This window comes from Deinococcus rubellus (assembly GCF_025244745.1).
In the GTDB taxonomy this organism is placed as follows: Bacteria; Deinococcota; Deinococci; order Deinococcales; family Deinococcaceae; genus Deinococcus; species Deinococcus rubellus.
In genome coordinates, this window is the sequence record NZ_CP104213.1 from 881,392 (window position 1) to 905,948 (window position 24,557).

The 24,557-nt window shown below is 65.7% G+C and carries 28 protein-coding genes; 10 read left to right on the forward strand and 18 right to left on the reverse strand.

From position 1 onward, the window contains the following. Positions 1-23 precede the first annotated feature (23 nt). From N0D28_RS04680 to N0D28_RS04705, 6 genes are all read right to left on the reverse strand, one after another. The gene (locus N0D28_RS04680) at positions 24-368 is read right to left on the reverse strand and encodes a roadblock/LC7 domain-containing protein (protein WP_260561215.1); all 345 of its coding nucleotides are present in this window, start codon (positions 366-368) and stop codon (positions 24-26) included. Further along, positions 358-705, reverse strand: coding sequence for a roadblock/LC7 domain-containing protein (locus tag N0D28_RS04685; protein WP_260561216.1), 348 nt, complete (start codon positions 703-705; stop codon positions 358-360). Before N0D28_RS04685 ends, N0D28_RS04680 begins: the two co-directional genes overlap by 11 nt. After that, positions 702-1,049 carry a roadblock/LC7 domain-containing protein gene (locus tag N0D28_RS04690; protein ID WP_260561217.1) on the reverse strand — a complete coding sequence of 116 codons (348 nt, stop codon included), beginning with the start codon at positions 1,047-1,049 and terminating at the stop codon, positions 702-704. Before N0D28_RS04690 ends, N0D28_RS04685 begins: the two co-directional genes overlap by 4 nt. 102 nt (positions 1,050-1,151) lie before the next feature. Further along, positions 1,152-1,748 (reverse strand): recombination mediator RecR, encoded by a 597-nt coding sequence (gene recR, locus N0D28_RS04695; RefSeq protein ID WP_260561218.1) that lies wholly within the window; start codon positions 1,746-1,748, stop codon positions 1,152-1,154. Positions 1,749-1,770: 22 nt separating this feature from the next. Continuing rightward, positions 1,771-2,067 carry a YbaB/EbfC family nucleoid-associated protein gene (locus tag N0D28_RS04700; protein WP_260561219.1) on the reverse strand — a complete coding sequence of 99 codons (297 nt, stop codon included), beginning with the start codon at positions 2,065-2,067 and terminating at the stop codon, positions 1,771-1,773. A 123-nt stretch (positions 2,068-2,190) separates the two neighbouring features. Next, entirely contained in the window at positions 2,191-3,012 is an 822-nt protein-coding gene (locus N0D28_RS04705; RefSeq protein ID WP_260561220.1) for a glycine-rich domain-containing protein, read from the reverse strand. 206 nt (positions 3,013-3,218) lie between these two features. Between N0D28_RS04705 and N0D28_RS04710 the strand changes: the two genes are divergently transcribed. After that, positions 3,219-4,229: a Gfo/Idh/MocA family protein gene (locus tag N0D28_RS04710; RefSeq protein ID WP_260561221.1), complete on the forward strand. Its 1,011-nt coding sequence runs from the start codon at positions 3,219-3,221 to the stop codon at positions 4,227-4,229. Positions 4,230-4,455: 226 nt separating this feature from the next. Continuing rightward, the gene (locus tag N0D28_RS04715; RefSeq protein ID WP_260561222.1) at positions 4,456-4,782 is read left to right on the forward strand and encodes a non-heme iron oxygenase ferredoxin subunit; all 327 of its coding nucleotides are present in this window, start codon (positions 4,456-4,458) and stop codon (positions 4,780-4,782) included. A gap of 84 nt (positions 4,783-4,866) precedes the next feature. Here N0D28_RS04715 and N0D28_RS04720 read toward each other — a convergent pair whose 3' ends face one another. The 3 genes from N0D28_RS04720 to N0D28_RS04730 form a co-directional block, all read right to left on the reverse strand. Continuing rightward, positions 4,867-5,142 carry a hypothetical protein gene (locus N0D28_RS04720; RefSeq protein WP_260561223.1) on the reverse strand — a complete coding sequence of 92 codons (276 nt, stop codon included), beginning with the start codon at positions 5,140-5,142 and terminating at the stop codon, positions 4,867-4,869. Continuing rightward, positions 5,139-5,699 carry a hypothetical protein gene (locus N0D28_RS04725; RefSeq protein ID WP_260561224.1) on the reverse strand — a complete coding sequence of 187 codons (561 nt, stop codon included), beginning with the start codon at positions 5,697-5,699 and terminating at the stop codon, positions 5,139-5,141. Before N0D28_RS04725 ends, N0D28_RS04720 begins: the two co-directional genes overlap by 4 nt. Before the next feature lie 152 nt (positions 5,700-5,851). Next, positions 5,852-7,888, reverse strand: a complete 2,037-nt coding sequence (locus N0D28_RS04730) for a thioredoxin domain-containing protein (protein WP_260561225.1) — start codon at positions 7,886-7,888, stop codon at positions 5,852-5,854. Positions 7,889-8,017: 129 nt separating this feature from the next. Between N0D28_RS04730 and N0D28_RS04735 the strand changes: the two genes are divergently transcribed. Then, positions 8,018-8,905, forward strand: a complete 888-nt coding sequence (locus N0D28_RS04735; protein ID WP_260561226.1) for a transglutaminase-like domain-containing protein — start codon at positions 8,018-8,020, stop codon at positions 8,903-8,905. Between the two features lie 66 nt (positions 8,906-8,971). Here N0D28_RS04735 and N0D28_RS04740 read toward each other — a convergent pair whose 3' ends face one another. Beyond that, entirely contained in the window at positions 8,972-10,183 is a 1,212-nt protein-coding gene (locus N0D28_RS04740; protein ID WP_260561227.1) for a cysteine desulfurase-like protein, read from the reverse strand. Between the two features lie 89 nt (positions 10,184-10,272). On the opposite strand from N0D28_RS04740, the gene N0D28_RS04745 reads away from it, so the two are divergent. Then, a complete protein-coding gene (locus N0D28_RS04745) occupies positions 10,273-10,566 on the forward strand; it encodes an autorepressor SdpR family transcription factor (protein ID WP_260561228.1) in 294 nt (97 codons plus the stop codon). After that, positions 10,563-11,243: a DUF1648 domain-containing protein gene (locus N0D28_RS04750; RefSeq protein WP_260561229.1), complete on the forward strand. Its 681-nt coding sequence runs from the start codon at positions 10,563-10,565 to the stop codon at positions 11,241-11,243. The genes N0D28_RS04745 and N0D28_RS04750 overlap by 4 nt, the downstream gene beginning before the upstream one ends. A 61-nt stretch (positions 11,244-11,304) precedes the next feature. On the opposite strand, the gene N0D28_RS04755 is transcribed toward N0D28_RS04750, so the two are convergent. Further along, positions 11,305-12,834 carry a B12-binding domain-containing radical SAM protein gene (locus N0D28_RS04755; protein WP_260561230.1) on the reverse strand — a complete coding sequence of 510 codons (1,530 nt, stop codon included), beginning with the start codon at positions 12,832-12,834 and terminating at the stop codon, positions 11,305-11,307. A 284-nt stretch (positions 12,835-13,118) separates the two neighbouring features. Continuing rightward, the gene (tnpC, locus tag N0D28_RS04760) at positions 13,119-14,468 is read right to left on the reverse strand and encodes an IS66 family transposase (protein WP_260561822.1); all 1,350 of its coding nucleotides are present in this window, start codon (positions 14,466-14,468) and stop codon (positions 13,119-13,121) included. A 261-nt stretch (positions 14,469-14,729) separates the two neighbouring features. Between tnpC and N0D28_RS04765 the strand changes: the two genes are divergently transcribed. From N0D28_RS04765 to N0D28_RS04775, 3 genes are read left to right on the forward strand one after another with little or no spacing between them, the layout of a single operon-like run. Next, positions 14,730-15,062: a DUF2087 domain-containing protein gene (locus tag N0D28_RS04765; protein WP_260561231.1), complete on the forward strand. Its 333-nt coding sequence runs from the start codon at positions 14,730-14,732 to the stop codon at positions 15,060-15,062. After that, positions 15,062-16,429, forward strand: coding sequence for a DNA repair protein RadA (gene radA, locus N0D28_RS04770; RefSeq protein WP_260561232.1), 1,368 nt, complete (start codon positions 15,062-15,064; stop codon positions 16,427-16,429). The genes N0D28_RS04765 and radA overlap by 1 nt, the downstream gene beginning before the upstream one ends. A gap of 12 nt (positions 16,430-16,441) precedes the next feature. After that, complete coding sequence (locus N0D28_RS04775) at positions 16,442-17,485, forward strand: PIN/TRAM domain-containing protein (RefSeq protein WP_260561233.1); 1,044 nt, start codon at positions 16,442-16,444, stop codon at positions 17,483-17,485. Between the two features lie 79 nt (positions 17,486-17,564). Here N0D28_RS04775 and N0D28_RS04780 read toward each other — a convergent pair whose 3' ends face one another. The 4 genes from N0D28_RS04780 to N0D28_RS04795 form a co-directional block, all read right to left on the reverse strand. After that, positions 17,565-18,107, reverse strand: coding sequence for a hypothetical protein (locus tag N0D28_RS04780; RefSeq protein WP_260561234.1), 543 nt, complete (start codon positions 18,105-18,107; stop codon positions 17,565-17,567). Between the two features lie 195 nt (positions 18,108-18,302). Then, positions 18,303-19,796, reverse strand: a complete 1,494-nt coding sequence (locus N0D28_RS04785; protein WP_260561235.1) for a molybdopterin-dependent oxidoreductase — start codon at positions 19,794-19,796, stop codon at positions 18,303-18,305. Positions 19,797-19,906: 110 nt separating this feature from the next. Next, a complete protein-coding gene (locus N0D28_RS04790; RefSeq protein ID WP_260561236.1) occupies positions 19,907-20,605 on the reverse strand; it encodes a DUF4397 domain-containing protein in 699 nt (232 codons plus the stop codon). Between the two features lie 231 nt (positions 20,606-20,836). Next, positions 20,837-21,526, reverse strand: coding sequence for a DUF4397 domain-containing protein (locus tag N0D28_RS04795; RefSeq protein ID WP_260561237.1), 690 nt, complete (start codon positions 21,524-21,526; stop codon positions 20,837-20,839). Between the two features lie 240 nt (positions 21,527-21,766). On the opposite strand from N0D28_RS04795, the gene N0D28_RS04800 reads away from it, so the two are divergent. Continuing rightward, a complete protein-coding gene (locus tag N0D28_RS04800) occupies positions 21,767-22,471 on the forward strand; it encodes an alpha/beta fold hydrolase (RefSeq protein WP_260561238.1) in 705 nt (234 codons plus the stop codon). Positions 22,472-22,532: 61 nt separating this feature from the next. Next, positions 22,533-23,138, forward strand: a complete 606-nt coding sequence (locus N0D28_RS04805; RefSeq protein ID WP_260561239.1) for a DedA family protein — start codon at positions 22,533-22,535, stop codon at positions 23,136-23,138. Here N0D28_RS04805 and fdhD read toward each other — a convergent pair. After that, on the reverse strand, positions 23,135-23,944 hold the full coding sequence (fdhD, locus tag N0D28_RS04810) for a formate dehydrogenase accessory sulfurtransferase FdhD (RefSeq protein ID WP_260561240.1): 810 nt from the start codon (positions 23,942-23,944) through the stop codon (positions 23,135-23,137). The genes N0D28_RS04805 and fdhD overlap by 4 nt on opposite strands. A 3-nt stretch (positions 23,945-23,947) precedes the next feature. After that, positions 23,948-24,514 carry a helical membrane plugin domain-containing protein gene (locus N0D28_RS04815; RefSeq protein ID WP_260561241.1) on the reverse strand — a complete coding sequence of 189 codons (567 nt, stop codon included), beginning with the start codon at positions 24,512-24,514 and terminating at the stop codon, positions 23,948-23,950. Positions 24,515-24,557: the final 43 nt, after the last annotated feature.

Consider the following 24,557-nt stretch of genomic DNA (forward strand, 5'->3'; position numbering starts at 1 on the left):
GCGGCCCGGCCTGTTCTTCAGCGCTACAACTTGCCGATTTCCCGCTTGACCGCAAACCTGACCCGGCCCAGATTGCCCACGTCGTCGAAGCCCACCACCAGCAGGTGATCGGACTTGGCGGTGGGAGTCAGCAGGACCGGACCATCGGCAAAATCCATCAGCAGATCCCTGAGTGGCTGCCCGCCCACCGTGGCGCTCAGGCTCTGGGCCACGGCGCGGGCGGCCTGCACAAAACTGGCGTCGGCTACCGGGCTGCCCGCGCTGCTCAGCACCTGGCTGTCGGAGCCGATCAGCGCGGCGAAACGCACTCCCTTGGTGTCCAGCAGCCGGTTCATCAGCTCGGTGGGCAGCGGCGGCTCAGCGGGCATTGTTGGCTCCCGGCAGCGACAGGTTCAGTGCCAGGCGGGCCAGTGCCTGCTGGGCAGCGCGGGTGTCGATACCGCGCGTCAGGGCCACCGCCGCCAGATAAGGCCCGGCGGTCACCATCACGATTTCCAGCGTCTCGGCGGTGATGCTGGCGCGCGACATCTGGCCCAGTCCGCCCTGGCGCGAGGCCCGCTCGAAAACGGCCCGCAGCGCGCTCAGCTCGGCAGCCAGCAGTTCGGTGTAGTGGCCGTAGCTCTCCAGGCTCAGGCCGTCGGCGCTGCTCAGCACTGCGCCCTCCACGCCCGGCAGGTCGATGACCTCGCCCAGGTGCGCGCTCATAAGTACGTCTCCAGTTGCTTGAGGGTCTGCTGGCCGTAGACCCGCGCCTGACCCAGATTGCCGTGGCCGTCGAGAATGAGCAGCAGGAAGAAATCCTGAATCGGCAGCAGGTAGGCGCTGAGGGTTTCGCCGCGCAAGAACCACTCGTTCGGCACGCCGCCCGACAGGGTGTGTTCGTAGGCTTGTTTGGCGGCACGCAGCAGCCCGGCGTGTTCGGCGACCAGCAGGGTCAGGTCGACGTCGGCCTCGCTGTGGCCGTCCACCAGCAGGCCGTCAAGACCGCCGAGGGCAGCGGCCCAGGCACCGTCTACATCTGTGACCAATTGTTTAAGGGCAGCAAGCATCGTAACTCATCATACTCGTTTTGATCTCACCCGGACGTCACCAAACTGCCCCCGAGTGTGAAAAAACCGCCCTGACGGGGGTAGTCGCAACAGAGAAGTTGGTTACTTGGTCACCCGCTGCCGCCCGCTGAGTGCCCGGCCCAGCGTCACCTCGTCGGCGTATTCGAGCGCGCCGCCCACCGGGAGGCCGTAGGCGATACGCGACACCACGACGCCCAGCGGCTCGATGAGGCGCTGGAGGTACATGGCGGTGGCCTCACCCTCGACGGTGGTGCCGGTGGCTAGGATGACTTCCATGCCGTCCTGGAGCCGGGGCAGCAGCGGCTTGAGGTGCAGCTTGTCCGGCCCGACGCCGTTCATCGGGCTGATGACGCCGTGCAGGACGTGGTACAGACCGTTGTACTCTCCGCTCTTCTCGATGGCGATCACGTCGCCGGGTTCCTCGACCACACAGATCAGGTTCTGTGCCCTGGCCGGATCGGCGCACACGTCGCACACGTCGGCGTCGGTGATGTTGAAACAGATGGGGCAGGTGTGCAGATCGCGCTTGGCTTCCAGTAGCACCCCCGCCAGGCGCTCGATATCCTCTCGTGGCTGCTCGAAGAGGTAGAACGCCAGACGCTGGGCACTTTTCGGGCCGATGCCCGGCAGGCGCGAGAGTTCGCGGATCAGGGCGATGAGGCTGGGCGGGTACTTCATGCGCTCTCCGGCGTCAACCAGATCAGAACATGCCGCCTGGCAGCCCGAGCGCCTGGGTGGCCTGCCGCTGCAACTCGTCAGCCTTGCCCGTCGCCTCCTGAATCGCCACCAGAATCAGGTCTTCCAAAGCTTCCACGTCGTCCGGGTCCACCGCCTCGGGCTTGATCTTGAGGCTCTGCACCTTGCCGTGGCCGTTGGCTGTCACTGTGACCAGGCCGCTGGCACTGCCCTCCACCGTCTGGGCGGCGAGCTGTTCCTGAATTTTGCTGGCCGCTGTCTGGGCCTGCTGCATCTGCTTCATCAGCTTTCGCATGTCCATGGTCGTGTGTGTCTCCTTGAAGAGTGTGGGTCAAGCCTGCTGACCTGCCCACCGTTGCGCTCAGTTTACCCCGCCGCGCCAGTTGCTTTGGCGCTGCCGTTCACGGTTCAGGCCTGACGCTGCTCAGCGTGCGCAGCCCGAGCCGCAACTGCTGCCCCCGCCTCCGTCGCTGCCAGCACCGTCACTACAACTGCCGTCGTTACTGCCACCCTCACTGCCGGACGCGTCGCAGGTGTCGCCCCCGAGGTTGCCAAAACTGAAGTCGCTCGGAATGCTGAAGAGGCCAGTGCCGTTTCCGTCGCCTGCGCCGCCCTCTCCCGAGCCGCGCCGTTTCTTCGCACCCGGTCTGGCGGCCAGCAGCACGAAGCCCAGCACCACCAGCCCCGCCACCGCCCAGATGCCGAAGCGCATCAGCGCCGCACCGCCCACCACCCACAGGGTCAGGAGCGCCAGCCAGCGCGGGAAGCGGCGCTTGGCCCAGCCAATCCGGCGCGGCGCGGTGGTGCTGGGGCCGGGCCAGATCAGCGGCGGCGCTTCACCGAACCGGGCGCGGTAGAGCGCCAGCGTCTCCAGATACTGCCGGGCAAAACTGGCCGCCTCACTGATGGAGCCGCCCGACGGATCGTGGTGTAGTGCGGCAGGCAGCAGCGGCGTCAGGCGCAGCCAGTAATCGCGGGTGTGCATCAGGTGCAGGTGCCAGGCCGCGTCCACCGCCCGGCTCGGTGTCACGCTCTGCCCGGCGGTGGCGGCCAGCACCAGGAAGCGGCGGTACTCGTTCAGCACATCCAGCGCGAAGGCCAGCGTCCAGCCCTCCTCCCCGGCCAGGCGCTCGGCGAATCCAGCGGGGAAGTCGTAGGCCAGCAGGTGACTGGCCAGGGTCTCAAAGCTGGGAATGCTTGGGAAGGCGGGTTGCTGGGCAGCAGTCTGAAGGCGGAACGTGGTCATGCTGGGCCTCCGGTGCGGTGGGTGAAGGGTCGTGTTCGCTTCTGCCCCGATGGTCCGTCCGCCGCTTCAGCCTTCTGTCAGCCGACGCCCAAGCCCGCGTTGAGATTCGTCACAGCACCGTCAGGCGGCCCGCTTGCTAAGCTGAGAAAGTTGAGCCGCCGCGAGGCCTGCCGCTTCCCCTGGTCCCGTTCCTCTAAACTCGGGCCATGACCGATTCAGCTTTCGCCCCCGGCCTGCGCTGGGGTTTGTTCGGCGCGGCCCGCATCGCCCGCGCCCTGATTCCGGCGATCCGTGAGAGTGGCGGCACCATCGAGATCGTCGGCGTGCGTGACCCGTCTTCCGAACACGCCCGCCGCTTTGCCGCCGAGTGGCAGATTCCCAAAATCGGCAGCTATCAGGACGTGGTGGACGCCGATATCGACGCGGTGTACAATCCGCTGCCCAACCACCTGCACCTGCCCTGGAGCGCCGCTGCCATGCGCGCGGGCAAGCACGCCCTGACTGAGAAGCCGCTGAGCCTCAACGCGGGCGAGGCCCAGCAGTTCGCGGACGTGGCCGCCGAGACCGGACGCGTGTCGCTGGAAGCGTTCGCCTACCGCTTTCAGCCGCATGTGGAGCGGCTGTGCCAGATCGTGCAGGGCGGCGAACTCGGCACTGTCCGCAGCTACCAGAGCAGTTACGGCTTCACGCTGAGTAACCCCGAGGACTTCCGCTGGCAGCCCGAGATGGGCGGCGGCGCGCTCTACGACGTGGGCTGCTATCCGGTCAACCTGATGCGCCTGCTGCTGGGTGAACCCCGCAGCCTTCAGGCCCAGGCCCGCTGGACGAAGCAGGGGGTGGACCTGGGGTTGTCGGCGGCGCTGGATTATTCAGGACTGAACGACGGTGGGGCGCTGGCCAGCGTCAACTGCGCCTTCGACTGGGTGGGCACGCCGCGTCTGGTCGTTCACGGCACGGCCGGCAGTCTGGAGATGGAGCAGCCGTTCGAGTCCAACAGCGAGTTTCGCCAGACGACCCCGACCCTGCACCTCAACGGACAGGAGGAGCGCTTTGCGCCCAGCAACGGCTATACCCGGATGGTGGAGCACTTTCAGCGGGCCGCGCGGGGCGAGGAAGCGCTGCGCTATCTGCCGGACGACGCCGTGAAGCAGGCCCGCGTGCTCGACGCCCTGTTTGCCTCGGCGCGGCAAGGCAAGCGGATGAAACTGGAAAACTGAGGCTGGAGCTGAGGAAGGTCCAGACCACGGCTGCTGGCGGCCTTCGGTCTCCTCTCGCCGACGGCGCGGATGGAACCTCTCGCCTCTGAGTCGTACTACCGGGGCTTCACCCTCGCCATCTGGACTTGGGCAGCCGCGCCGGGTCTGAAAGAAGGGCGGGGACCGGCTGCGGCGTCTGACCATTGGTCGCCAATTGCGGCGGGCCGGGTTCGCTAGACTGCCGGGTATGAGTGAGCAAGTGCAACTTGAGCGCGTCCAGGTCGGCGCGGCGGACGATCTTCCCGAAGGCAGCCAGACCGAGGTGAAGGTGGGCGGCCAGTCGGTGGTGGTCGTCAATTACGAGGGCCAGTACTACGCTCTCAAAAACAACTGCACCCACAAGGACTTCCCGCTGGTCGGCGGCGACGTGGACAATGGCCGGATCACCTGCGAGAAGCACGGGGCCAGGTTTGAACTCGCCACCGGCAAGGCCAAGGCTTTGCCCGCCGTCAAGCCAGTCAAGATTTTCAGGACTGAAGTTGAAGACGGCGTGGTGTACGTGTTGCCGCTGTAGATCGAAGCCGCTTTCAAAAAGAGCGGCCCAGGCTGAAGGTGCTGCTCCTCATCCTGGGCCACGCTCCAGAACAATCAGGCTGCTTTACGGCACCTGGTTGGTCTTCTTGCCCGACACTTCATGGACCGGTGCACCCGCCGCGTCGTCGGGGTCGCGGCTGAGGCCTGCCTCGCCCGTGCCACCAATCTCGTCCACGATGGAATCGTCTACGCGGGGCGCACGGCTCATTCCGCCCACGCTGCTGCTGAGGCCGCCCATTTCCTCGTTGGTGGGCAGATCGCTGCCGCTGTAGTCCGGCACGCCCGTCGGGTTGTTCACCGTCGGAAAATCACTGCCGTTCATGCTGTTGGGATCGGTCACGACCGGTCCTTGTCGGTGCTGACCGTATCGTTGAGGTTGCGCTCCAGATACGCTTCGCCCGGCGCACCGGCAGGCACGCCAGCAGCTCCCTCGTTGGGGTGGGGGGGCACTTCCTCGCTGGGCGGCGTGTAGGACGGGTTGGGGTCGATATCGCGGGCCAGAAAGGAATCCGGCATCATCACCCCGCCGATGGTGCCGCCCGGCAACAACCCCATGGTCGCGACACTGGCCACACCGGCAGACAGCTCACCGGGCATGCTGATGGCTGGCGGCATGCCCCCCAGCGTGCCCACCGGGGCGTCCGCGCCCGCATAGGCCGGGTCCTGCGGCGCGTGCTCGAAGGCCTCTGGATCGCGGGTCACCAGCGAATTGAGACCCTTGAAGGTCTGCGCGCCCTCACCGGAAGGGTGGTCTTCCTGGTTCTGAATGCCGCCGATGCTCCGGTCCTGGGTGCCCACCCGGTCCTCGGCGGGTGCGGTGGTGTAGTGCGACTCGTGGTCGTCCTTGGGATCGTGCGGCGTGCTGAGGTCGTTGTGCGGATCGTCTCGCTTGGTCATAGAAAACCTCCTGCGGGCGTGAGATAAAGACAGTCTGAACCCCCGAGGTGGACGGCGGCTGAGGAGCGCTTCTGGCTTCCTTGAGGATGACCGGCCTGGGCATGTCGGTGGGCGCGGTGCCAGATCAAGCAGATCCGATCATGCAGACCTGATCACGCGGACCCGCCGATCCGCTCCAACTGCCCGGCGAACACGTCCAGCTTCGAGGTCGGCAATTCGCAGGCCCGGTTGACGCACACATAGGCCACGCCCGCGCCGCCCCGGTTCTCCAGCAGCTCCAGCCCGCCGCCCGATTCACTGAAGGCCAGCGCCGTGAACGGCAGGAAGTGGCGCGCGAGTTCGGCTTCCAGCGGAGCGCGTTCCTGCGGTGTGCCGAGCAGCGCGATCTCGGTGTGCGGCGCTTGCAAAAAGGCCGCCACCTGCCACAGCCCGCCGAAACCCGCTGCGGCGGCCAGCATCTCGCGCTGGAAGGTCTGCACCGTTCGCCGGGCCAGCCGCTCGCCCTCACTTTCCTGTGAGAAGTAACGTGAGATCCACACGCCCAGCAGCGCGGCGGCGGCGTTGTCGCTTAGCACGGCAGAGTCGAAGGCCTGGGCCTGGCGGGTCAGCAGGGCCTCGGCGGGGCCGCCTGTCGAGTAGAACAGCCCTGCGTCCTCGTCCCAGTACTGCCCGGCGCAGAGCTGCCACAATTCCCGCGCCCAGTGCAGGTGTGCCAAATCGCCGCCCGCCTGATAGAGCGCCACCAGCCCCAGCCCGTAGAGTGCCTGGTCTTCCAGCAAGCCGCGCACCCTGGCTGCGCCGCCGTGAAAGGTGTGCAGCAGCCCGCCGTCCGGGTCGCGGAGGTTGGCCCAGACGAAGTCGGCGTTGCGCCGGGCGATGTCGAGGTAGCGCGCTTCCCCGGTGAGGCGAGCAGCGTCGGCGAAGGCGGCCAGGGCCAGTCCGTTCCACGAGGTCAGCACCTTGTCGTCGGTGCCGGGGGGCGTGCGCTTCTGGCGTTCGGCAAAGAGGGTGCCCCTGGCCCGCTCCAGCCGCTGGCACAGTTCGGCCTCATTCTGGCCCAGCTCGGTGGCCAGTTCTGGCAGCGGCTGGGGCACACTCAGCACGCTGCGCCGCCCGAACTCGGGGTGGTGCGGGTCAAGGAAGTTGCCCCCAGGCGTCACGCCGAAGTACCGCTGTATCCACCCGGCGTCCTCGCCCAGTTCCTCGAACTCCTGTGGCGTCCAGACGAAGAACTTGCCCTCGATGCCGTCCTGATCGGCGTCCTGGGCGCTGTAGAAGCCGCCCTCAGGGCTGAGCATCTCGCGCTCCAGATAGCCCAGGGTTGAGCGGGCCAGCCGCAGCAGGTCGGTGTCGCCGCTGGCCTGATAAGCGCTGAGCAGTGTCCGGGCGAGTTGGGCGTTGTCGTAGAGCATCTTCTCGAAATGCGGCACCAGCCACCGCTCGTCCACGCTGTAGCGGTGCCAGCCGCCGCCGAGCTGGTCGTAGATACCGCCCTGGCCCATCTTGCGCAGGGTCGTGAGCGCCATCTCGCGGCCCTGCGGCTGCGTCAGCAGAAAGCTGAGTGTGGTGGGCGCGGGAAACTTGGGTGCGTGGCCGAACCCCCCGAAACGGGTGTCGTAGGCGCGGTTGAGATTGTCCATACTGCGCTCCAGAAAGTCTGCAGGCAGCGGGTCAGGCTCCCCTTCCTGCGGCGTCTGCGCTCTGAGGTGCGCGGTGATGGACGCCGCGTTGCCCAGTACCTTCTCCCGCTCGGTTTGCCAGGTCGAGGCGAGGCTGCTCAGCAGGCGGGCAAAACCCGGCAGACCCTGGCGATCCGTCGGCGGAAAGTAGGTTCCGGCATAAAACGGCTCGCCGCTGGGCAGCGCGAACACCGTCATCGGCCAGCCGCCCGATCCGGTCATGGCCTGCACCGCGCTCATGTAGACGCCGTCCACGTCGGGGCGCTCCTCACGGTCGATCTTGATGTTCACGAAATGGGCGTTCATGAAGGCGGCAATCTGCTCGTTCTCGAAGCTCTCGTGGGCCATCACGTGACACCAGTGGCAGGTCGAGTAGCCCACGCTCAGCAGCAGCGGCACGTCGCGTGCGCGCGCGGCAGCAAAGGCTTCCTCGCCCCAGGGATACCAGTCCACCGGGTTCTCGGCATGCTGGCGCAGATATGGGCTGGACTCACTGGCAAGTCGGTTCATGCTCCCAGGGTAGGCGAAAGTCAGGGCGCGGCTGCGTATTGTCCGGCAGCGGCGGCTCAGGATGCGGTCCGGGGTGGGGTGTCGGGCCGCTCTACCTTGCGATCTGGACAATCTGTGAAAAGATAAGCCATGTCTGCGCCCGCTCTGCCCCTGACCGAAATCATCCGCGTCCGCGTAGGCTTCGCACTCACTTTCGAAGTGCCGTTTCCAACCCCGATGCTGTTTGTCGTCGAACCCACCGAGCGCCCCGGCCAGCACATCATCCAGGCCCGCCGCGCCGTCGAGCCGCGAAGCGGCGTCACCCACCTGCACCGCTATGACGACGCCCACGGCAACGTGGTGTGGCGAATGCTGGCCCAGCCCGGCACCGTGGTCGTCAGCCACGACATGCTGGTGGACGTGTCCGGCCTGCCCGATCCGCAGTCGCCCGAGTTGCCCAAGACTCCGGTGGAAGAACTGCCCGACGACACCCTGAGATTTTTGCTGCCCAGCCGTTACGCTGATTCCGACTTGCTGGCCAGTGAAGCCTGGGAGAGATTCGGGCACATTCAGGGCGGCTGGGCGCAGGTGCAGGCCATCAGTGACCACCTTTACGGCTCGTGCATCTACGGCGTGGGCAGCAACTCCACCACCACCGCCCAGCAGGCGTACAGCTCCGGCAAGGCGGTCTGCCGCGATTTTGCGCACATGGGCGTGGCATTTTGCCGGGCGCTCAACATTCCGGCCCGCTACGTCTGCGGCTATCTGGGCGACATCGGGATACCGCCCGACGGTGTGCCGATGGATTTCCACGCCTGGTTTCAGGCGTATCTGGGCGGCGAGTGGCGCAACTTCGACGCCCGCCACAACCATCCCCGGATTGGCCGGATTCTGATCGCCACCGGGCGCGACGCCGCCGACGTGGCCTTTACCACCACCTTCGGTGCGGCCCGCCTCACCAATATGAAGGTGTGGGCCGATCAGGTGCCGCTGGACGAGGCATTGCCGGACGAAGTGCTGGGCGAGATATGGGAGTAACGGGAGGCTGAGGGTCCAGGGGGACAGGGAATTTCGGTTGCCTGGCCCCCTGGACCCAACGAACCATCAGTGGCCCGTTTCCACCGCCGCCAGCAGTGCGTCCACGTCCGCCGCCGAGGTGTAATGCGCCAGACTCGCCCGCACCACACCGTCCGGGTAGAGGCCCAGGCGGGTGATCGGCATCACGGCGTAGAAGTGACCGGCGGCCACGCTGATGCCCGCGTTCATCAAGCGCTCGGCGGTCTGAAGGGGCGACTCGCCCGCAACCCGGAAGCCCAGCGTGCCGACCCGGTGTTCAGGGGTGGCCGGGCCGTAGACGGTGACGCCCCTGGCGCTCTGCAAACCGCTGAGCAGTTGCGAGAGCAGGGGAGACTCCAGCTCGTGAATGCGGCGGTAAGCGGCTTCCAGCGCGGCGCGGCTGAAGGTCTGCTCTCCGCCCAGCTCGGCCAGATAGTCCAGTGTGCCGAGCCATCCGGCCAGCAGCTCGTATTGCGGCGTGCCGTGTTCCAGTTTGGCGATGTCGTCCTCGGCCACGAATTCCAGCTTGGGCACCGGCAACCCGGCCAGCAACTCGCCGCGTACGTACAGCGCCCCCAGGTGCGGCCCCCAGACTTTGTAGGGACTGAAGCACAGGAAGTCGCAGCCCCAGGCCTTCACGTCAATCAACATGTGCGGTGCGGCGTGGACGGCGTCCACCATCAGCCAGCTGCCTGCCGCGTGAACCGCCCGGCTGACAGCGGGAATGTCCACCGTGATGCCCAGCGCGTTACTGGCCGCTGTCACTGCCACCAGCCGGGTGCGCGGGGTCAGCAGCGCCTCCAGACCGGCCACATCCAGCGTCATGTCGCCCTGCGCGCGCCAGATGCTCACCTTCACGCCCATCCGCTCCAGCTCACGCCAGGGGCTGGCGTCGGCCTCGTGCTCCAGCTCGGAGATGACGATCTCGTCGCCCGGCCCCCACAGGCGGGCAAAGGCGGCGGCCAGCCGGAAGTTCAGCGCGGTGCTGCTCTGGGCCAGTGCAACCTCGCCCGGCTTAGCGTTGATGAAGGCGGCAGTCGCTTCCCGGGCCCGCACCTTCAGCGCCATGATCTCGGCCCCGGCGGCGTGCCCCGGCGTGGAATTGGTCGCGCCGTAGCGGGTCAGGTGGTCGGTGATGGCCGCGATGCTGCGCTCTGGCAGCAACCCGCCCGCCGCGTTATCGAAGTAGATCAGGCCGTGCTGGAGCGGCGGAAACTGCTGGCGAATCTGCTCCAGGCTCAACGGAGAAGTCAGGGTCATGCCTTCAGGATAGACCCACCGAGCTTGACATGCTCCAGATGAAGGCTTAGTATTTCGGTAATTGGCGAATTAACAAAATAGGAGGAGAGGTGAACGAAGTCTTCAAAGCCCTGGCCGATCCTACCCGCCGCGAGATTCTGCGTGAATTGCGCGGTGGTGAGCGCACGGCGGGCGAACTGGCCGAGCTGTTTCCACTAACCAAAAGCACCCTCAGTGGCCACTTCGCCGTGCTCAAGGCCGCCGATCTGGTTCAGACCGAGAAGCGCGGCACGTCCGTTCTCTACCGTCTGAATACCACCGTGTTTCAGGATGTGCTGAGTGGCCTGCTGGGACTGTTCGGCGAGCCGGAGACGGTTCCGCACAAGAGGGAGGCAAAACCATGAACGACCCGGTTTCTCCAGAAACGATGTCCCTGAAACGAGAATGGCCGACCCTGCTGGCGCTGGCCGTCAACGCGGCCCTGATCGTCTGGACCTGGAACCGTATCCCCGAACGGGTGCCGGTCCACTGGAACCTTCAGGGCGAGGTGGACCGCTACGGTGGGCGCTTCGAGGCGCTGGCGCTGGTACCGCTGATCTTGCTGGCCATCATCGGGGTGATGTGGGTTGCCCAGAGATGGACCCCGAACAACAGCGCGGTGATGCGGGTGGTGCGGGTGGGTCTGGCACTGCTCGGTTTGATGTTCACCGCCCAGTACGCTCTGGGGTGGACCCCTGAACGGGCCGTCCTGGTGGGCCTCGGCTTCTTCTTCATGCTGCTCGGTAATGTCATGGGCAAGGTAGAACCGAGTCGGTGGGTGGGCTTTCGGACCCGCTGGACCTTTCTGAGCAAGCGGGCCTGGTACCAGAGCCAGCGCCGTAGCGGCGTTTTTCTGGTCTGCTACGGCCTGCTGAGTCTGGTTGTCGGCTTACTCATTCCTGGCGCGTGGCTCTTTCCGTGGGTGATGCCGCTGGCATTCATGCTGACCCTGTTCGGCGGCTTCGGCTGGCTGACGTACCTGTCGTATCTGGACTACAGGCACGACCCGCATCCGGAGCCAGTCGGCAGCGTGCGCGGTTGAGTGCTCAGTAAAAGGCGCGGCTCCTCTAACGGAACGCCGCGCCTTTTCCTTTCGCTGAATGCTAGACGGCCAGCCCCTCGTGCTGCCCGCTCGCGCCGCGCACGATCTGGCCCGCCGGAAGCTCGATGCGGCTCTCGTTGGCCTCGAACTCGTCGCTCCAGCCCACTTCTTCCAGCGCCTTCTTCCAGGCCCCGATGCTCTCGTTTCGGTAAATCTGGTACGCCGCCATGCCGATTTCCGGCCCGCCGCGCGCGATGACGCTCTCCACCCAGGCCCACTTGGCCGACACGTTGCGAAGCTCGGCGGTGGTTCTCAGTTCTTTCTGGATGCGCTTGAGGCGGCCCTCGATCAGCTTCACGCCCGCGAAACTGTCCTGAAAGTGCGGCGTGTGGCGCTTGGGCACGAACGGTGAAATCCCCAGCGCGATGCGGTTGATGGCGGCCAGCTCTTTGGTAAACGAGATCAGCTCACTAATGTCTTCGTCGGTCTCCGGACCCAGCCCGATCATCATGTAGACCTTGAGGCCCGAGAACTTGAGGTCGCGGCTGATTTGCGCGGTCTTGAGCAGGTCTTCAGTGGTGATGCCCTTCTTCAACCAGCGGCGCAACCTCTCGGACGGCGCGTCGGAGGCCACCGTGAAGGTACGCAGGCCGCCCGCCTTCAAGATCTCGGCCAGTTCCTCGTCCACCGTGTCGGCGCGGATGCTGGACACGCCCAGCTTGACGCCGCGCTGGGTCAGGGTGCGCCCCACGTACTTGGTGTGCGGAAAGTCGGAGAGCGCCGCGCCCACCAAGCCGACCTTCTGCGCCCAGTCGGGAATGTGCTCCAGCAGTTCGTCGCCGCCGTTGTTGCGGTTGGGGCCGTACATGGTGCGCGCCAGGCAGAAGGTGCAGGGGCGCGGGCAACCGCGCTGCGCCTCGATCAGGAACATATTGGAGAGTTCGCTGTGCGGGGTCACGATCTGCGAGTAGGCAGGCAGCAGTTCTTTGGGCGCGGTGGCCCAGTTTGGCTCGACGCTGTGACGGGCCGGAAGGAAAATCCCCGGCATCCCGTCAACGAGGTCGTAGAAGTCCTCACGGGTATCGGAAGCCCGCAGCGCCTCGCTCACCATTGGCACGATCTGCTCGCCGTCACCGATCACGATCAGGTCGGCAAAGGGGGTCAGCGGGTACGGGTTGGAACTGGTCAGCGGGCCGCCGATCATCACGATGGCGTCGGTGTCGTTTCGCTCGCTGCGCAGGGGCCGCAGCCCGGCCAGATCGAGGGTGCGGATGATGTTGGTCAGATCAAGTTCAAAACTCACGCTCATGGCGAACAGTTCGCAGTCGCCCGCGTCCTTGCCACTCTCGACGGTGGGCAGTGACTGGTTCTGCTTCTCGAATTGCTCCACGTCGTCGGGCAGAAAGGCCCGCTCGCAGGCGACGCCCTCCTCGTTGTTGAACATCCGGTAGATGACCTGAAAGCCGAGGCTCGCCATGCCCACCGAGTAGCGGTTAGGGAAGACCAGCGACACACGGATAGGGGCCTGTTTGAACATGGTGCCGGTTTCGGCGTCCAGCAGCGGTTTGATTTGGGTACGCCAGTAGCTCAAAACTCCTCCGGGGGTGACAGTGCCGGAAGATGAGGTCTAGTCACTTGCGCGCACCGCAGCTTCTGATCTTAGCGGGTGCGGCGGGGAGAGAGTGGGGGCCAGCTTTGTTTTTGCGCTCTGGAGTGGGAGAGGGGAGCTTATCGCTCCACTCGGGATGGAGCTTCCCACGCCTCTAGCGGGTGTCTGCGTCAACATTCCAGACGGTCGTGTGCTTCTGGAGTGGACGCTGTGCCGAAGATCTGCCCGGCCAGTGAAGTCGGAAGACGAAATACGGTTGTAACTACTCAGCAGCAAAAACTAGGCATAATGATTTCACTGCGAAACACGCTGACGAGGCCATGCCAGACGTTCAATCCCTGCTTGTGGAGCGTCGAGATGTCACTCCGGATACGGGCGAAGTGCTGGCCGCCCTCCTTGGATCGGAAGCCCCCAGAGACCTTGCGTTTAACGCACCACGGCCTGATGTCCCGTTCGGCCTGATTGTTGTCAAAAGGCACACCTTCGTCGTGGAGGAAGCGCAGCACCGCCTCGCGGTGCTGCTGGCACCTCAGGGCCAGGTTGCGGCCTGGTGTCTGTTTCGTTCGGCCTCGTCTCCCAGGGACCGGAGGTGCTGGAGGATTGGCCTTCAGTCCAGCGTCCAGCAGGGCATCGAACTGCTGTTCGAAGGCGATCACGAGGTCGGGAGTGATCGTCCCATCCTTCTGCTGGTGGTACACCAGGCGCAGCGCGTCTCGCAGCTCTCCCGCCCATACTTGAGCGTGATGCTCGGCGAGGCCACGCAGTTCGCGCAGCAGGTGTGCCCCGCAGAGTGCGTGTTTCGCGGAGAGCTTGAAAGACGTGCTCCAGGCGTCGTGCATCAGGATGCCCTTGAACTGCGGCAGGACATTCATGGCTTCCAGCGCGGCGAAGCCCCGCTGGGAATGCTGGCCATCCAGGGTGAGCTGCGCGCAGCTCACGACATGCATCCACTGCAGCTTGCCGTTGACCTTGCTGCCGGTCTCATCGGCGTGCAGGACGGGTTGATTGAGCAGCGCGGCTTTGAGCTGTGTCTCGAAGTCGATGAGGCGGTCAGCAGCCAATTGGAGGTTCAGGACAATGGTGCCTTCACTGGGATGCGCTCCACACAACGCTTCGAGGATCTCCGTGGTGCGTTCCAGCGGTATGAAGTGTGCCGCATTCAGGGAGACCGCCAGCCCATGAACCCGAGACCCGTACTGAACCCGGCCGGGAACGTCGTCAGGGAAGGATGCGTGCTGGCGGTGCCGACACCCTGGGCAGACCTTGACGTCCGCGCGGTACTCGGTCACCTGCAAACGCAGCTCTGGCAGGTCCATGACCTGCCGTGCTACGTGCCCTTGGGCACTGACGCTCTCCCACGCGTGTCCACAGGCGCAATATCCGGTCAACGGTAAGGAGACGACCTCATCCACGTGCTCCGCCATCTTGAGGGTCTTACCGACATGACCACGTTGAGCGCCAGAAGACCGGCCGGTCTTCTGGCGCTCACTCTTGGGTACCCACGGCTTGTCTTTGCTCGGTGGTTGACTGGACGTCGTGCTGTCCTGTGCCAACCGGGCCTCGAGGTCCCGGAGCCGTCCGAGCAACTGAGCCACCTGCGCTTCGAGTTCACGAATCCGGGCCTCAAGGCGCTCACAGTTGGGACAGGGAACTTCGCAGATGTCCAACTGTAGCAAGGAGACTGAGCTACCTCGCTGAGTAGTTACATACGGTTTGCTTTTCCCCTCCGCCCTCGAGCGGCAGAACCTGGGCCGGGGGAAGTAAGGGCAGCGAATATCGCCCCAGACACGCTTTGAGACGGGTCAGCGCTTCCTGGATACCACTCCCAGCACCTCAACTTCCAGTCTCCTGGCCCCAAACCCGCTAGCATTCAAAGCATGACGAAAAGCATTGCCGCCTTTCAAGACGAACGCGGGCGCGTGACCACCTGGCCCAGCGACCGCCGCCGTGCCCACCAGCTCGCTGTACTCAGCCACCTTTCCGCCCAGCTCGAAGGCGGGCACCTCTACAGCGCCGCTGACTTGGACACCTTCCTGCACGACCACACCACCCTGGAAGACGTGTCGGTGCTGAGCCGCGAACTCGTGGAGGGCGACTACCTGATGACCGACGGTGAGCAGTTCTGGAAAGCTGGGAGCCGTCCCACCGGCTCGGCCACCCTGCCCACCCGGCAGGCTGAGGCGGCGCTGCACAAACTACCGCTCAAGTAATGGCCCGCGTTCAGACCAAGTACGTCTGCCAGTCGTGTGGGTATCAGGCGTCGGGGCCGCTGGGCCGCTGCCCGAACTGCCAGGCCTGGAACAGCTTCGAGGAAGAGACACCCGCCCTGAGCAGCAAGGGCAAGGCGATCGGCGGCGCGTATGGTGGCGTCACGGGAGGCAAACTCACGGGTCTGGCCAGTGTCGGGCGGCGTGAGGAACCCCGGCTCACCAGCGGGCTGGCCGAACTCGACCGGGTGCTGGGCGGCGGTCTGGTGGCGGGCGGCGTCACCCTGATCGGCGGCGAACCCGGCATCGGCAAATCCACCTTGCTGCTTCAGGTGGCGCATCAGCTCGCGCACACGGGCCGAACGGTGCTGTACGTGGCGGGCGAGGAATCGCTGGAGCAGATCCGCCTACGTGCCGACCGGCTGGGCGTCACCTCCGATATCCAGCTCACCCGCGACACCAGGGCCGAGCACATCGCCGCTTTGATGCAGGAACATAAACCCGCCCTGTGCATTGTGGACAGCATCCAGACGGTGCAGATCGAGGGTGACGGTGCGGCGGGTGGGGTGGCCCAGGTGCGCGAGGCCACCAGCTTACTGACCCGCGCGGCCAAGGAATCCGGCACCGCCACGGTGCTGGTCGGCCACGTCACCAAGGACGGCACGGTGGCCGGGCCGAAGGTGATGGAACATATCGTGGACACCACCGTCTTTCTGGAATCGGTGGGCCAGTACCGGCTGCTCAGGTCGGTGAAAAACCGCTTTGGGCAGGCGGGCGAACTGGGCGTCTTCGAGATGCGCGGTGAGGGTCTGATCGCCGTGGACAACCCTAGCGCCGCGTTCCTGGCCGAGCGGCCTGTCGGCGTGCCGGGCAGCGTGGTCGCGGCGACCTTAGATGGCCACCGCCCGATGCTGCTGGAAGTGCAGGCGCTGGCGGCCAAGACGCCTTACCCCAACCCGCGCCGGGTGGTCGTCGGCCTTGACCCGCGCCGGGTGGACGTGGTGCTGGCTGTGCTGGAGCGGCGTCTGGATCTCAACCTGGGTGGGCTGGACATCTATGTCAACCTGGCGGGCGGCCTCAAGGTGCTCGATCCCGGCCTCGACTTGGCGGTGGCCATCGCGGTGTATTCAGCCGTAGTCGGTAAGGCGCTGCCCGGCGACGTGGCAGTGTTCGGTGAGGTCGGGCTGGCCGGAGAGGTGCGCGCCGTGACCGGCCAGCAGCGCCGCGCCGAGGAAGCCCGCCGCACCGGCTATGACCGCCTGGTGGTGCCGCCGGGCCTGGAAGGTGAGCGCCGGGGCGGCGGCGTGCGGAGCGTCGAGGACGCGCTCGGTGTGGTGTGGCAGGCTGCCAGAACGCAGCGCGGCGTGTAGACTGGAAGTTGAATGTCTGCTGTTCGCGCTTTGACCCTGCTGGTGGGACTGCTGCTCGGCTGGGTGGCGGGCCGCTGGCTGCCTGCGGCGGCCTCGCCCAGCGCTCAGCTCACCAATACCCTGTCACTGATGCTGGCCGGGATGCTGGCCTCCTTCCTGATCGTTTTCCGCATCGAGCGCCGCTGGGTCGGCGCTGCCGAGAGAGTACAGGCCTGGTATGCCGGGGTCTCGCCGCGCACCGTCACGGCGGCGACGTTCGGGCTAGTCATCGCCCTGCTGGTGAGCGTGCTGCTGAGCAATCTGCTCGGCGGTGTGCCGGTCTACCGCTGGTGGTGGAACGTGATCATCACCGGAGTGCTGGCCGCCTTCTTCGTCACCTTTGCCGTCAGAAACGCCGACGCCTTCAGCGGTTTTGGCCCCGCACCGCGCAAGAAGCAGGGCGGCAAGTTGCTCGACAGCAACGTGATCATCGACGGGCGCATCGTCGATCTGGCGCGCGCCGGGTTCGTCGAGGGCGAGCTGATCGTGCCGGGCTTCGTGCTCAGAGAGCTGCAATTGCTGGCCGATCACGGCGACGCACAAAAGCGCACGCGCGGCAAGCGCGGCCTGAACGTCCTTGAGGAGTTGCGTCAGGTCACCAGCCTGCGCGTCGAGGACTGGGACACCCCAGACCTCAGCACCGTGGACGACAAGCTGGTGCGGCTGGCCCGCGAAACTGGGGCCAGGTTGATGACCAACGATTCCAACCTCAGCAAGATTGCCAAGCTGCACGGCCTGACTGTGCTGAGCCTCAATGAGGCGGCGGTCGCCTTGCGCCCACAACTCCAGCCGGGCGACGTGCTGACCGTCACCGTCACCAAGGGCGGTCAGCAGGCCGGGCAGGGCGTGGCGTATCTGGACGACGGGACCATGATCGTGGTCGAGGATGGCCAGAAACTGCGGGGCCGCGCCGCTCGCGTGGTGGTCGTCAACAATGTGCAGACCAACGTGGGCCGGATGATCTTCGCCAAGCCCGACAAGGACGGCGGTGTAAGCGAGGACGCCGCTCCGGCCTGAACATCGGGTATGCGAATGCAGCAGGGCAAGCGAAAGGGCGGCTCCATGACGAGGCCGCCCTTCGTTCACTCAGTTGGCTTTAGCCGACGAACTGTCCACCGTGACGGTCGGCGGCGGCCTGCACAGCGGCCATCGGCACAGAGTCCTCAACGGCGATGGCGCGGCCACCGCTGTTGACGGTCTGGTCCATACGGTCATAGTGCTCGTCGCTCACCCCGTAGCTGTTGTTGTAACCGGTCTCGTCCACGCCCGCCGCGCCGCCGATGGCTCCCACGCCCGCGCCGACGCCCGAACCCAGCGCCGCCATGCCGAGAATGACCGGCAGGGCCAGTCCGCCGGTGGCGACGGTGGTGGCAGTGGCAATCACACCGGCCACTGCGCCCGCGATCAGGCCGACGCCGGTGCCCTTGACCGCACCCTCGCCCGCGTCCTCAGCTGTGCCGCCGTCGGTATAGGCAGGGTCGTTGACGGCCACGCCACTGCTCATGGTGTCTGCCGTGCCCATGCTGGACTGGCGGTTGACCGAGGTCTGACCCATATCCGCCTGAATTAGGTTCTGCGACTGCAGGTCTTGAACGAAGGCGTCAGCCTGGGCCACCGTAGGAAATAGAAGATGTTTCATAGCTTACAGTTTGAAGTGGCCTCGCCAAATCCAGATGAGAAAAACATCAACTGGGATTGCGAAAGCGGTGGAAGTCATGACTAGAACCTCTCTCTTTATTAAAGGTGAGTTAATTTCTGATTTTGCCGTATAAAATCCACCAAAATGGCCGTCCTCTCTTTATCTTGCCTTGAATCAGCGTGGTGTCTACAGAGTCTAGCTGGCTTGTACCTCGAAGGTGTGGTGGCCCGTCGCCCCCTCCGGCAGGGCGTCTTTCTGGGCTGTCTTCTGTACGACCTCGCCTGAGAAGGCCCGCACCGATAGCATGTGGCTCCCGGTCTGCGGCGTCCAGGCGAGTTGCCAGGGCGTCCAGGCGTAGACGCTGCGCGGCTTGACCAGCTCGGCCTCGCGCCAGGTCGTCTCACCGTCGGTGCTGACCTCGACTCTGGTGACCGGCTGGCTGTAGAAGGCCACGCCCCGGATAAAAGTGGGTGCTCCGGCCTTGACATTGGGGCTGATTTCTGGCGGCTGATCGATGCGGCTCATCAGCTCGACCCGCGCCGTCTTCGACCAGTCGCGCTTGACCCAGTAGCCTGGCTGATCTTCGGCGCTGAGCGTGATCCTGGTGATCCACCTGGGCTGCTTCATCCCGTAGCGGCCCGGAATCAGGACCCGCAGCGGAAAGCCGTGCTTGGTGTTGAGCGGCTGGCTGTTGAGCTGGGTGACCAGCAAAATCTCGGGGTCGAGCGCCTCGCCCAGCGGCAGCGACTCGGTGTAGCCGTCGGCAGCCTCCCACAGCACGAACCGGGCTTTCTTTTGCAGGCCGACCTCGCGCAGCAACTCCGAGAGGCGGAAGCCGCTCCAGATGCCGTTGGAGATCAGCGGGCCGCCCACCGGGTTGGAGATGCACGAGAGGGTGCGTTCACTGGTGACGGGCGCAAACTGCTTGAGATCGGTCAGGCTGAAGGTGCGCGGATTCTGGACCAGGCCGTCCACCGTCAGCGTCCACTTCTCGGCGCTCAGGCGCGGATCGAAGGCTTCGAGATTCTTGGACACGTAGTAAAACTGCGACACCGGGGTCACGCCGAACGGCAGCGGGTCGCCGGGCGCGAGGGCAGCAGTGGTGGTTGCGGCGCTTCCCGGCTTGAACAGGGCCGTGAGACCGCCGCCCGCCGCCAGCAGTCCTCCGGCGGCCAAGCCCAGGGTGGTGGTGCGGCGGGTCTGATCAGGCTGTGCCGCCGTGGATTGCGCGCTCATAGGTGCCGGGGCCAGCAGCCGGTTCACACCTTCCAGGAGTGCCCAGAACACCAGCCCGTAGACGAGGGGCATCCACCAGCCCAGCGCCCCCAGCCCCAGAATGCACAGAATCGCCAGCGAGATTCCGGCGATCAGGGGCCGCTCCAGGGTGCCGAGCAGGCTCAGGCCGCCCAGCCACAGCACGGCCACACCACTGAAGGCCAGCAGTTTGGCGTTCTGGCCGAGGCCCAGCAAGCGGTGCAGCAACTGAAAGATGGCGGGCACCCCCAGCCACTGCGTCAGCGTGCCGTAGAGGGTGATCGGCGGGTAGGCCCAGCCCGCCCAGATCAGCGCCGCGTAGCCGAGGGCACTGAGCAGCACGGCGGCGATCCAGGCGCGCAGCAACCGCCACCAGAAAGAGCCTGCCGCGTACCGGGGCGGCCGGGGTCGCCGGGATGGTCGAGTGCTGGTCATGCGGCCTCTCCTTGGTTGAAGGTGTCTTGAGTGTAGGGTGTCCGAAGAAACAGGAAGTGGGCGCGCGGCTGAGTCAGCCACGCGCCCACTTCAGTGAAAGAGGGTGGGGCTTACTTCTTGCCCATGCTGCCCATCTCCAGCTTGTCCTCGGTCACGATGATGTCGAAGTTCTTGTTCTTGAGGGTGCCCACCGCGAACAGGCTGTAGGTCTTGCCGCCCGCCACGCTGATGCCCGAGACGTTCTTGACCACCGGCATCGTTTTGCCGTAGGGCACGATGTCGAGGTTGACGCCCATCGGGTTGACCAGCAGGGTGCGGTCATAGCCGTACTTGAGGCCGCCCTTGAGCAGCGGGGCCTTCATCATGTCCACGGCCAGCGCCTGAACGGGCGGGGCGTCGGGGGCCAGGTGGTAGACGGTGATCTCGGCCTTGGCCTTGTTCTTGTTGAGGCCGCTGGTGTAGAAGATGATCGGGGTGACTTTCTTGAGGTAGCCCGCTGCTGCGACGGTGTAGTACACGCCCGGCTTGAGGTTCACGCTGCCGCTGAAGACGACGGCCTTCATGTTGCCTGCCGCCGTGATCATGACCTTGTGCATTCCGGCGGGCACTTCGCCGTAAGGGGTCACGGCCTTGAAGGGCGCGTTGGCGACGGTGCGGGTGCCGTCCACGTAGACGTCCACGGCGGGCGCGTCCGACACAGCGTGAACGATGCGCACGTAGGCGCTTTTCATATTCATGCTCTGTGCGGAGGCGGACACGCTGAGGGTGAGGGCGGCGGCGATCAGGGCGGTCATCTTGGACTTGATCATGGGGTGCTCCTTTGGGGTTGGGCGCAGGCAGGCTGCGCTGCTGGGCTTCACTGATGTTGTATGCCGGGGAGTGGGGCTTCAGATGTTGGTCTGGCTGTTACGGGGCTTTAGTGAACCCTTATGGAAGGCGGCGACTGGTCCAGCGCAGCCGGTGAACAACCGGCAGACCGAGGCGCGATTGTCGGTCTGCCGGTTGTTCGTATCAGTCCTTAACCCAGTGCAAGTCTGGCTTTACTTGCCGCTCATGCTGCCCGTCTCCAGCTTGTCCTCGGTGGCGACCACGTCGAAGCTCTTGCCGCCCAGGGTGCCCAGCGCGAACAGGCTGTAGGTCTTGCCGCCTGCCACACTCAGGCCCGCGACGTTCTTGACCACCGGGGTGGTCGCGCCGAACGGCACGATGTTGAGGTTGACGGCCATCGGGGCGACCATCAGGGTGGCCATATTGCCGTAGGACAGACCCTTGGGCAGCAGCGCCGCATTGTTGAGGTCTACTGCGATGGCCTGTACGCGCGGGCCGTCGGGCGACAGGTGGTAGACATTGATCTCGGCGCGGCCCGGATCGGTGTTGAGGCCGTCGGCCGTGAAGATCTTGGGCTTGAGGTTGGCGAGGTAGCCCACAGCCGCGACGGTGTAGTAGGTTCCGGCCTTGAGGTCGAGCTTGCCGTCGAAGACCACCGTGTTGGCGTCGCCTGCCGCTGTGATCTTGACCTCGTGGCTTCCGGCGGGCACGTTGCCGTAGGGGGTAATGGCCTTGAAAGGAGCGTTCGAGACGGTCTTGGTGCCGTCCACGTACACGTCTACATTGGGGGCGTCCGCCACGGCGTGAACGACCCGCACGTAGGCGTCGCTCATCTGGGCGGAGGCCGACACGCTGAGCATCAGGGCGGCGGCGATCAGGACGGACTTGTTGAATCTGGTCATGGTTTCTCCTTGGAATATGGGACGAAGGGACAAAGCAGGACGCCAGTCAGATTGAATCTGGCCGGGCTGATAAAGAATCTGCCTTCTCTTGGTTGCGATTGGCCGAAGCTCTCGGTCTTTTAACGCTCTGCACTCTTTGTACTTTGAAACGACCGGCCTGACCTGTCTGACTTGATGCAGTCCGGATTTAGGCAATCTTCACGCTGGGCATGGGCCGATGCAACGCGCCATGCTAGGAGCATGCCTGTCTTGAAACGTTCGGTGCTGTTTGCTCTGGCGCTTACCCTCCCGCTGGGCCTGGCTGCCTGTGCCCCCGCCGCTCAGCCTGTTACTGTCATTGGCCCCAGCCAATCGGTGACGCTCAACAACGCCGTGACCGTGCCCGCCGTTGGCGAACGCAAGGCCACCCTGATCGTCTACTCGGGCGGCAAGGTCAAATCTGGAGCCTACCGCTGGTTGGGTGAGGCGCTGGCTCCCTCCGGCGTTCAAACCGTCATCCTCGGATTTCCGATGGACCTGGCTTTTTTTGCCCCCAACCGTGCCGACGAGGTGCTGGCCGCCCTGCCCGCCGGGGAACAGGTCTATCTGGCGGGCCACAGCCTCGGCGGCGTGGCGGCGGCGCAGTATCTGGAGACCCATAAGGGCCGCGTCTCGGGCCTGATTTTGCTGGGGTCGTATCCTGCCGACAACGTGAACCTGCGCGGCCAGGATCTCAGGGTGCTCGACCTGGAAGCCGAGAACGACGGCCTGAGCACGCCCGCCAAGGTGGAGGACGGCCTCAAGCGCCTGCCGGAAAGCACCCAACTCGTCAAACTGCCGGGGGCCGTCCACGCTTACTTTGGCCGCTACGGCGATCAGGCGGGCGACGGTACCCCCACAGCCACCCGCGAGGACACCGAGGCGCGGATCGTGGACGCGGTGCGCGGCTTCGTGCTGGGGCAGTAATCGTGGCCGCCGGTTGAAAACCCGTACCCTTTGCCCATCCACTTGACCTACACTCGGGGCCGTGCTCGCCTGGTTAGACTCCCTCAATCCGTTCTGGCTCCACCTCTCCAGCTTCGCGTTGATGTTTCTGGAAGGCATGGGCATTCCCGGCATTCCCGGTTTTCTGCCGATGCTGGCGCTCTCGGAGTCTATCCATGCCGCGCAGACCACGCTCTGGGAAGCGCTGCTGTCGGGCACGCTGGGCAACTGGCTGGGCAGTTTGATGGGCTACCGTCTGGCCGCCTCGCTGCTGACCTGCTTGCCCCAGAGCTGGCAACGCCTGGCCCGCAGCAAGCGCACCGCCCGGCTGATGCAGCGCTACGGCGGGCTACTGGTGGTGGTCAGCCGCACCATCGGCTCGCTCCGCACACCGGTCACGTTGTATGCCGGGGCGAGTGGCTACGCCTGGCCCGCCTACCTGGGCTGGAGCGCCTTGGGCGCGGCGCTCCACGTGGGCATCTGGCAGACGCTGATCTGGCGCTTTGGCCCACAGATTCTGGAGCAGTTCGGGCAGCTTCAGGGGCAGGCGCTGCCTTACCTGATCGGCGCGGCGGTGATCGCGGCGGCGCTGGCATGGTGGCGCTGGAAACGCCGGGGACCATTGGAGGAAGAGGTATTGGAAGGCTAAATACGCTTCATCCGCTGCGCGCCCGCGTACACGTTGAAGCGCCCGGCCCGCACAAAGCCCACCAGAGTCAGCCCCAGCGCCCCGGCAGTGTCGGCGGCGAGGCTGGACGCTGCCCCCACCGTGACCGTGACGGCCACGCCTGCCAGCGCCGACTTCTGCACGATCTCGAATCCGGCGCGGCTGCTGGTCACCAGGATGCGGTCAGACAGCGGCAACCCACCGTGCCGGGCTGCCCAGCCCACCACCTTGTCCACGGCGTTGTGGCGGCCCACGTCCTCGAAGATGCATAGCAACGTGCCGTCCGGTGTGAACAGCCCCGCCGCGTGCAGGCCGCCGGTGGCTGCAAAGCCCGGCTGGTCGCTGAGCAGTCTCTCCGGCAACGCCAGAATCAGCGCCGGGTCAAGCGTTCCTGCCGTCCAGACCGGCGGCGCGGCCCGCACGCTCAGACGCTCCACGCTGCCCGACCCGCACACGCCGCAGGCCGCCGAGGTCAGGGTCGCCCGCGCCGCGCCGCGCAGCCGCCCGCTGTCGCCCTGCAAGGTCACGACATTGGGCGTGTCGGCGCTGAAGGCCAGGTCGTCCACCGCGTCGGTCAACCCCTCGGCCCACAGCCAGCCGGTGACGAGTTCGCGGTCCTGGCCGGGCGTCCGCATCATCACGCTGAGGGTGAACGCTTCTTCGGCCCCCCCCTCATCACCGCCGACCCGCAGTTCCAGCGGCTCCTCCACCGCCAGCAGGTCGCTCTCAGCGCTGAATTCAGCATTCCGGTATGTCTCCACCGGAGAAGTGGCGCTCCCGACGGGCATGCGCTAGCGGCGGCGGAGCGGCTGGGCCGGGCGCTTGGGGGTATTGGGCGTGGGCTGAATCTGGTCGTGGCGGTCAAACTCGCCCTGGTTCGGCGTGTTGGTGGTGTCGCCCCGCGCTTCCCTGAGCGAGCGCCCAGCCCCCTGAAGCAGCCCGAGGACGGCCCCCAGCGCCAGTTGCACGTCCTTGTCGTTGAGCAGCTTCAGCAGATCAGCCAGGCCCACGCCCTTGCCCTGGGCCACCCGGCGCGCGCCCTCGCTGACGCCGGCTTCCACCGCTGCGCCGAGCTGGCCCACTGCCTGCGGGTTGAGGCTGCCCAGGGTTTTGCCCAGTTCGGCAAGGGTGCGGATGGCCGCCAGGGTGGTGTCGCCGCTGAGCGTGTGAAACACAGAGGAAGTCAGGCCCTCGCCGCCGCGCACCAGTTTGCTCAGCACGTCGAGCACGCCCGCCTCGTGCAGCTCGCGCAGCAGTTTCAGCGACTCGGTGCGGGCCTCGGCGCTTTCGAACTCGGCGTCGGCGTGTTTTTCCTGGGGGGTCTTGGGCTTGGGAGTGTACTGGATGTAGTTGGCCATGTGGGCTGCCTCGCTGGGGTGTGTGAAGAGGAGGAGAAGTGGG

Coding starts and splice junctions, on each gene's coding strand:
- N0D28_RS04780 (WP_260561234.1), bottom strand. CDS start 18,107: ATGAAACATCTTCTATTTCCTACGGTGGCCCAGGCTGACGCCTTCGTT.
- recR (WP_260561218.1), bottom strand. CDS start 1,748: ATGAAGTACCCGCCCAGCCTCATCGCCCTGATCCGCGAACTCTCGCGC.
- N0D28_RS04740 (WP_260561227.1), bottom strand. CDS start 10,183: ATGACCCTGACTTCTCCGTTGAGCCTGGAGCAGATTCGCCAGCAGTTT.
- N0D28_RS04715 (WP_260561222.1), top strand. CDS start 4,456: ATGAGTGAGCAAGTGCAACTTGAGCGCGTCCAGGTCGGCGCGGCGGAC.
- N0D28_RS04710 (WP_260561221.1), top strand. CDS start 3,219: ATGACCGATTCAGCTTTCGCCCCCGGCCTGCGCTGGGGTTTGTTCGGC.
- N0D28_RS04700 (WP_260561219.1), bottom strand. CDS start 2,067: ATGGACATGCGAAAGCTGATGAAGCAGATGCAGCAGGCCCAGACAGCG.
- N0D28_RS04685 (WP_260561216.1), bottom strand. CDS start 705: ATGAGCGCGCACCTGGGCGAGGTCATCGACCTGCCGGGCGTGGAGGGC.
- N0D28_RS04785 (WP_260561235.1), bottom strand. CDS start 19,796: ATGACCAGCACTCGACCATCCCGGCGACCCCGGCCGCCCCGGTACGCG.
- N0D28_RS04690 (WP_260561217.1), bottom strand. CDS start 1,049: ATGCTTGCTGCCCTTAAACAATTGGTCACAGATGTAGACGGTGCCTGG.
- N0D28_RS04750 (WP_260561229.1), top strand. CDS start 10,563: ATGAACGACCCGGTTTCTCCAGAAACGATGTCCCTGAAACGAGAATGG.
- N0D28_RS04725 (WP_260561224.1), bottom strand. CDS start 5,699: ATGACCAAGCGAGACGATCCGCACAACGACCTCAGCACGCCGCACGAT.
- N0D28_RS04705 (WP_260561220.1), bottom strand. CDS start 3,012: ATGACCACGTTCCGCCTTCAGACTGCTGCCCAGCAACCCGCCTTCCCA.
- N0D28_RS04680 (WP_260561215.1), bottom strand. CDS start 368: ATGCCCGCTGAGCCGCCGCTGCCCACCGAGCTGATGAACCGGCTGCTG.
- N0D28_RS04815 (WP_260561241.1), bottom strand. CDS start 24,514: ATGGCCAACTACATCCAGTACACTCCCAAGCCCAAGACCCCCCAGGAA.
- N0D28_RS04765 (WP_260561231.1), top strand. CDS start 14,730: ATGACGAAAAGCATTGCCGCCTTTCAAGACGAACGCGGGCGCGTGACC.
- N0D28_RS04800 (WP_260561238.1), top strand. CDS start 21,767: ATGCCTGTCTTGAAACGTTCGGTGCTGTTTGCTCTGGCGCTTACCCTC.
- N0D28_RS04790 (WP_260561236.1), bottom strand. CDS start 20,605: ATGATCAAGTCCAAGATGACCGCCCTGATCGCCGCCGCCCTCACCCTC.
- fdhD (WP_260561240.1), bottom strand. CDS start 23,944: ATGCCCGTCGGGAGCGCCACTTCTCCGGTGGAGACATACCGGAATGCT.
- N0D28_RS04775 (WP_260561233.1), top strand. CDS start 16,442: ATGTCTGCTGTTCGCGCTTTGACCCTGCTGGTGGGACTGCTGCTCGGC.
- N0D28_RS04730 (WP_260561225.1), bottom strand. CDS start 7,888: ATGAACCGACTTGCCAGTGAGTCCAGCCCATATCTGCGCCAGCATGCC.
- radA (WP_260561232.1), top strand. CDS start 15,062: ATGGCCCGCGTTCAGACCAAGTACGTCTGCCAGTCGTGTGGGTATCAG.
- N0D28_RS04735 (WP_260561226.1), top strand. CDS start 8,018: ATGTCTGCGCCCGCTCTGCCCCTGACCGAAATCATCCGCGTCCGCGTA.
- N0D28_RS04795 (WP_260561237.1), bottom strand. CDS start 21,526: ATGACCAGATTCAACAAGTCCGTCCTGATCGCCGCCGCCCTGATGCTC.